Raw genomic sequence first — 3,085 nt, 5'->3', positions numbered from 1 at the left:
GGCGAGGGCGGTGGACCGGGCGGCGGGGAGGGTCCTCGTGATGTATTGGGCCTGTCCGCCGTCGCGGTGCGGGGCGGCGACGATTTCCCTGGCGATATCGTTCGCGACGGCCGCGCCGAGGTCTTTGCGGACCAGGTGCAGACACAGATCGATACCGGCCGTGACGCCCGCGGAGGTCAGGATGGTGCCGTTGTCGATGTAGAGGACGTTCCGGTCGACGCGCAGCCGGGGGTAGAGCTCTTCCAGGTCGTCCGCGCTGGCCCAGTGGGTGGTGACGGTCCTGCCGTCGAGCAGTCCGGCCGAGGCGACGGCGAAGGCGCCGGTGCAGATGGAGGCGATGCGGATCCCGGCGCGGCCGGCGAGTTCGAGGGCGGCCCTCACCCGTGGGTGCGGGGGACGCCGGTAGTCCTCGAAGCCCGGGACGATGATGGTGTCCGCTTCGGCGAGCGCCCCGAGCCCCGCGGTCAGCCCGAGGGAGAAACCGGTGCTGGTGGTCACGGCCTCGGTGTCGCCGCACACGGTCAGCTCGTAAGGGGTGTTCGGACGGGCGTTGAAGATCTGCGTGGGGATTCCCAGATCGATGGGCAGCACGCCGTCCACCGCCAGGACTGCGACGCGGTGCTTTTTCATGACCGCAATGTTATGGCCGGTGCCGATTTCGCAAGGACGGCCGGGGAGTGAGGGCCCGTCAGCGCTGCCTTGGCCCAAAAAATGCGCATGCTGGCAGATGAGCCGTGTCCCGCGAGGCCGCTTCCGGAGAAGAATCGGCTTCGAGCGCGGGGCGACCGGCTCCACACCACGGTGGAGCGGTCCGAGAGCCCCGGCCGTGAACGAGGACCTGACGATGACTTCGCACAATGCAGATGCAGACGCAGTGGGCCGTTTCTTCGACGTGCAGGGCGGCCGGGTGTACGCCCACGTCCGCGAAGGTGACGGCCCGGCACTGGTCTTCCTGCACTACTGGGGAGGCTCACGGCGCACCTGGGAGCCAGTGTTGCGGCGGCTGGACCCCGGGCAGCGTTTTGTGGCCTACGACCAGCGCGGATGGGGCGACTCCGCGAGCGTGCCGGGGCCTTATGACCTGGAGCGGCTCGCGGACGACGCGCAGCGGGTCGTCGACGCGCTCGGCTGCTCCCGCCATGTGCTCGTCGGGCACTCCATGGGCGGCAAGGTGGCCCAGATGCTGGCCGCGCGCAAGCCCGAGGGCCTGGCCGGGGTCGTTCTCGTGGCGCCCGCGCCGCCCGCGCCGGTCGGGGTGACCGAACAGATTCAGGAGACGGTTTCCCACGCCTACGACAGCGAAGAAGCGGTCCTCCGAAGCATCGACCTGATGCTCACTCACAGCGGGCTGACTCCGGAGCTGCGCCGACAGGTGGTCGAGGACAGTCTGCGCGCCGGCGACCAGGCGCGTCTCGCGTGGCCGCGCCGGGGTCTGGTCCAAAACGTGTCGGCCGGCGTCGGGGCCATCGACGTACCGGTGCTGGTTCTCGCGGGCAGCCACGACAAGGTCGACCCGCCGAGCGTGCTCGCCGACCACCTGCTGCCGTTGATCCCGACCGCCTCGCTGGCCGTCCTGGAGGGCACCGGCCATCTCTCGCCCCTGGATGTGCCCGACCAGGTGGCCGCGCACATCGGCGCGTTCGTCGCCGGGCTCCCGGCACAGCACTCGGACCGCACGGACCGCACGTCCCCCGTGGGGTACTTCACCTCGCCGTGAGCTCGAACAGCCGGTGTTCGACCTCCGGGTCGGGCTCTTCCGAGGCCGCCGCGCGCAGCCGTACGGCCCACCCGTACGCGTCGGCGATACGGCACAGCGCCTCGTGGTCGCTGATGTTGCCCAAGCCGAGGAAAGCGCGGCCTTCGGGGCTCAGCACGGTGCGTACGCCCTGGATGTAGGCGCGCAGGCAGCGGTGTCCGGCGTCGAAGACCGTGCGGCCGATTCCCGTCGCGTCGGGGTGGCCTGCCGGGAGGTTCACGTAGGGCAGGTTCCAGAAGACGATGTCATAGTGCTCGCCGGGCGGTACGGCGGAGAACACGTCGCCCACCGCGGCGGTGACGCCGGTGGCGCCGTGGCGCCGGGCGTTTCGCCGGGTGTTCTCCACGGCCGAGGGGTCCACATCGGTGGCGAACACCCGGGAGCAGCCGGCCAGTGCCGCTTGCACTGCTATGACGCCACTGCCGCAGCCGATTTCCAGGAATGCGGTACCGGGCCGAAATGGCAGGGCTCGGCCGTAGAAGGCGGTAGCGGCACTGACGGTCGGCGGGAATACTCCCGGCAGCAGTTCCCAGGACCGTCCCAGCAGAGTGAATTGGCATTCCCGGCGGCGGGCCATGCGGCTCAGGATGAACAGTCCGTTCGCATAGCCGTCGGCGGCAGTGGGGTCGGATGCAGTGGGGTCGGCGGCGCCGGTCATCGCGTTTCGCCTCCCGTATCGCCGGGGTGCCCGCTGCGGATCTCGTGCCCTTGCGGCGAGCCGGGTCGTCAGCCGTTCAAGGGAACGCCTACTTTCCCAGAATGACAGGTAAAGCACCGGCGCGGCACCTCCTCGCGTGGCTCGGGGAACTGTTTCCGGGCGAGCCGCAGATCATGCAGGAGATCGACGCCTCCATCGCGGAGAATCACAAGAGGATCGACAAAGCGTACGCCGAGCTTCTGGAGGGGTACCGGGGTATCCCCAAGGACATTCTGAAGGTCACGCTCGAAGTCGATGCCGGCAGCCATCACGGATTGGTACGCACGACGGATGTCCCGTTCAGTTCCTTCTGCGCCCACCACTTCCTTCCGTTCTTCGGCACCGTCGACCTCACGTACCGCCCCGGGCGCTACATCCTGGGCCTCGGCAAGATTCCGCGGCTGATCCACTGCCGCTCACGCCGTTTCCAGCTCCAGGAGCTGCTGGTCCGTGAGCTGGCCGAGGACATGGTGAACCACGGCGACGCGACCTACGTCCGGGTCGTTTCCCGTGCCAGGCACATGTGCATCTGTTATCGCGGACCGAATGACGCGAGCACCGTGAACGAGACGACCTATCAGATCGGCGAACCGGAGTGATCACGGTGACCCCAGAGCGGTCATGTACTCCCG

Annotated in this window: 4 protein-coding genes; 2 read left to right on the top strand and 2 right to left on the bottom strand. The window is 68.8% G+C overall.

Going from position 1 to position 3,085, the window contains the following annotated elements:
* Positions 1 to 630: GlxA family transcriptional regulator (locus tag K6I34_RS34410; RefSeq protein ID WP_229331968.1), on the bottom strand; the 630-nt coding region annotated here is incomplete at its 3' end.
* A gap of 214 nt (positions 631 to 844) precedes the next feature.
* On the opposite strand from K6I34_RS34410, the gene K6I34_RS34405 reads away from it, so the two are divergent.
* Positions 845 to 1,717, top strand: a complete 873-nt coding sequence (locus K6I34_RS34405) for an alpha/beta fold hydrolase (RefSeq protein WP_229331967.1) — start codon at positions 845 to 847, stop codon at positions 1,715 to 1,717.
* On the opposite strand, the gene K6I34_RS34400 is transcribed toward K6I34_RS34405, so the two are convergent.
* A complete protein-coding gene (locus tag K6I34_RS34400) occupies positions 1,704 to 2,414 on the bottom strand; it encodes a methyltransferase domain-containing protein (protein ID WP_229331966.1) in 711 nt (236 codons plus the stop codon). The genes K6I34_RS34405 and K6I34_RS34400 overlap by 14 nt on opposite strands.
* A gap of 101 nt (positions 2,415 to 2,515) precedes the next feature.
* On the opposite strand from K6I34_RS34400, the gene K6I34_RS34395 reads away from it, so the two are divergent.
* Positions 2,516 to 3,052: a GTP cyclohydrolase I gene (locus tag K6I34_RS34395; protein WP_229331965.1), complete on the top strand. Its 537-nt coding sequence runs from the start codon at positions 2,516 to 2,518 to the stop codon at positions 3,050 to 3,052.
* Positions 3,053 to 3,085: the final 33 nt, after the last annotated feature.

This window comes from Streptomyces sp. UNOC14_S4 (genome assembly GCF_020740835.1).
Classification (GTDB): domain Bacteria; phylum Actinomycetota; class Actinomycetes; order Streptomycetales; family Streptomycetaceae; genus Streptomyces.
The sequence above is the reverse complement of the archived record's forward strand: the minus strand, read 5'-3'. Positions and strand labels throughout refer to the sequence as shown.